The sequence below is a fragment of the Cupriavidus basilensis genome, from assembly GCF_029335485.1.
GTDB lineage: Bacteria > Pseudomonadota > Gammaproteobacteria > Burkholderiales > Burkholderiaceae > Cupriavidus > Cupriavidus basilensis_E.
In genome coordinates this window covers 1-2,596 of record NZ_JARJLM010000590.1, presented here as the reverse complement: position 1 = coordinate 2,596, position 2,596 = coordinate 1, and the positions used below count along the sequence as shown (strand labels likewise).

General features: G+C 61.9%; 5 protein-coding genes. All 5 read left to right on the top strand.

From position 1 onward, the window contains the following. Positions 1-103 precede the first annotated feature (103 nt). The gene (locus tag P3W85_RS36640; protein ID WP_276268382.1) at positions 104-277 is read left to right on the top strand and encodes a hypothetical protein; all 174 of its coding nucleotides are present in this window, start codon (positions 104-106) and stop codon (positions 275-277) included. Next, positions 262-840 (top strand): DUF3304 domain-containing protein, encoded by a 579-nt coding sequence (locus P3W85_RS36635; RefSeq protein WP_276268381.1) that lies wholly within the window; start codon positions 262-264, stop codon positions 838-840. Before P3W85_RS36640 ends, P3W85_RS36635 begins: the two co-directional genes overlap by 16 nt. Next, positions 837-1,178, top strand: coding sequence for a hypothetical protein (locus P3W85_RS36630; protein ID WP_276268380.1), 342 nt, complete (start codon positions 837-839; stop codon positions 1,176-1,178). The genes P3W85_RS36635 and P3W85_RS36630 overlap by 4 nt, the downstream gene beginning before the upstream one ends. 12 nt (positions 1,179-1,190) lie before the next feature. Continuing rightward, positions 1,191-1,799, top strand: a complete 609-nt coding sequence (locus P3W85_RS36625) for a DUF3304 domain-containing protein (RefSeq protein ID WP_276268379.1) — start codon at positions 1,191-1,193, stop codon at positions 1,797-1,799. After that, positions 1,777-2,596 (top strand): phospholipase effector Tle1 domain-containing protein (locus tag P3W85_RS36620; protein ID WP_346430315.1); only part of this gene is annotated, 820 nt, incomplete at its 3' end. The genes P3W85_RS36625 and P3W85_RS36620, both read left to right, overlap by 23 nt.

Sequence of the window (2,596 nt, the reverse complement as noted above, 5' to 3'; positions counted from 1 at the left end):
AATGCCGCAAGGAGCACCCCGGTAGTGCGCATTGTGAAGGTCCACCCCAACTCTGGGACCTCATGAGAAAGGGCAAGGCCGCCCACACGGAGGACAAGACGCCATGACGATTTCCCGACTGCCCGACAATATGGGCGACAACCCGTGGGCACTCACGCAAAACGAGCGCAAGGGCATCACTTGCACCGAGTCGCCCGACGACGCGAAGCTGATGCGCATCGGCGGCCCGTCGCCCCGCACATCCACTGACGGGAGAACGCGATGCGTAACGCTCTGACACGCTTCCTGCATATTGCCCTGCTGCTCGCGCTGACGGCTTGCAAGTCATCCGATGCGCCCGCCGCCGCAACACCACACGAAGACACCAAGGTGCCGCTCCGGGTCAGCATCCTTAACTACTCCGACGACTATCTGGATGCGGTGTACGTCAATGAATCGTGGGCCGGCAGCATGAGTGCCCACGCAGGGGGCGGCAAGGTTGCGGGTTCTGCCGAAGTACCTCACAAATGGGATCCAAACTACAAGTTGACCATCCGCTGGCGCGACGAGTCGCTCTACAACAAAGACCACCATGCCCTATACAAGCGCGAGGTGGCCACGGAGCCGTATCAACAGTACAGACCTGGCGGCGTGACGATGCTGTGGGTCGCCTTCTTTCCAAACGGGGTCTTGCGACTCTTTCCAACCCGTGTCGATCCAGGTCATGAGGATTTCCCGGAGGGACTGCTGGAACCCGCCTTCGAGTGTCGCCGACAGTTCCCAGGCGATCCCAAGTGCTTTCCACCCACTTCTTCATGGGTGGAGAACCCGAGCCAAGGCAAGGAGGAAGTCAAACCATGACCGTTTCGCGGCTACCCGACAACGTGAGCGAGAACCCGTGGGCACTCACACAGAACGAGCGCCGAGGCACTACATGCACCGAGTCGCCCGATGACGCCATGTCGTGCCAGCGCACCCTCTACCTCGGCTTCTTCTTCGACGGCACACGCAACAACCGTAAGTACGACACGAAGCCCAAATCGCATAGCGATGTCGCGCGGCTGTACGACGTCTTCGACGAAGCGCGTCAAGGGTTGATGTCAGAGCTGGCCAACAGCCACGGCGGCTGGGCGCTGCCGCGCGACCGACGACGCGAAGCTGATCCACATCGGCCGCGCATCGCCCCGCACATCCACTGACGGGGGAACACGATGCGTAACGCTCTGACACGCTTTCTACAACTCACCCTGCTGCTCGCGCTGACGGCCCGCAAGCCATCCGATGCGCCTGCCGCCGCAACAACACGCCAAGACACCATGGTGCCGTTGCAGGTCAGCGTCCTCAACTACACCGACGACTATATCGACGAGGTGTACGTCAACGGCTCCTGGTCCGGTGGCATGGTCAAGCATGCCGGAGGGGGTAGCTTCGCTGGCCACGCGTCAGTACCCCGTCAATGGGACCCGAACTACAAACTCACCATCCGTTGGCGCACCAAGCCGCTCTACCTCAAGAACCCCAACGCGTTCTTTGAGCGCGAGCTGACCACCCAACCCTATCAAATGGATGAGCGCGGGCGCATGACCTTTCTCTGGGTGGCCTTTTTTCCAGGCGGCGAAGTCAAGCTCTTCCCCACTTTGGTGGGTCCGGGTCATCTCGATTTCCCAGGGGGACTGCTCGAGCCAACACTGCAATGCCGCAAGGAGCACCCCGGTAGTGCCCACTGTGAAGGCCCTACCGAACTCTGGGATCTCATGAGAAAGGGCAAGGGGCCGCCCACACGGAGGACAAGACGCCATGACGATTTCCCAACTGCCTGACAATGTAAGCGAGAACCCGTGGGCTCTCACGGCGAACGACCGCAGGGGCGTTACTTGCACCGAGTCGCCCAACGACGCCATGTCGTGCCAGCGTACTTTGTATCTCGGATTCTTCTTCGACGGCACGCGCAACAAGCGCCAGTACGACACAGAGCCCAAGTCGCATAGCAATGTCGCACGGTTGTTCGACGTCTTCGACGAAGACATCAAATCCGGCGAAGACCGCCAGTACCGCTTTCGAACCTACGTCCCCGGCGTCGGCACCGAATTCTGGAAGGGCATCGGCGATGCCGGCGTCGGCCTGCATGCTGCCGCTGGTGCCGCCGCCGGCTGGGGCGGCGAGGCCCGCATCAACTGGGCATTGCTGCAATTACAGAACAACCTGCACCGTTATGCCTTCCAGAAGCGACTGACCGAAGAAGCCGAAGACCTCGCCCTCGTCAAACAAATGAGCGCCGACATCAACTTCAAGCGCATGCGCATGCGCTTTCCTGATGGCAAGGGGCCGCCCACACCCAAGACGCCTGACGACGTGAAGTTGCGCAAGGATGTGTCACCTGCGCAGGCCCTTCAAGCCATCGCCAGCACCCAGTGGCGCGACACCGAGATCGACGGCCGCCGCACCGTGCTGGCCAAGCGCCGCGCCGAGCTGCTCGACAAGCTCAAACCGGTGCTGACAGGCAAGCTGCCCCGGCTGGCGCGCATCCGCATTTCCGTGTTCGGCTTCTCGCGCGGCGCGGCCGAGGCGCGCGTGTTCGTCAACTGGATGCGCGAGCTGCGCGATGAGCCCCGCGGAC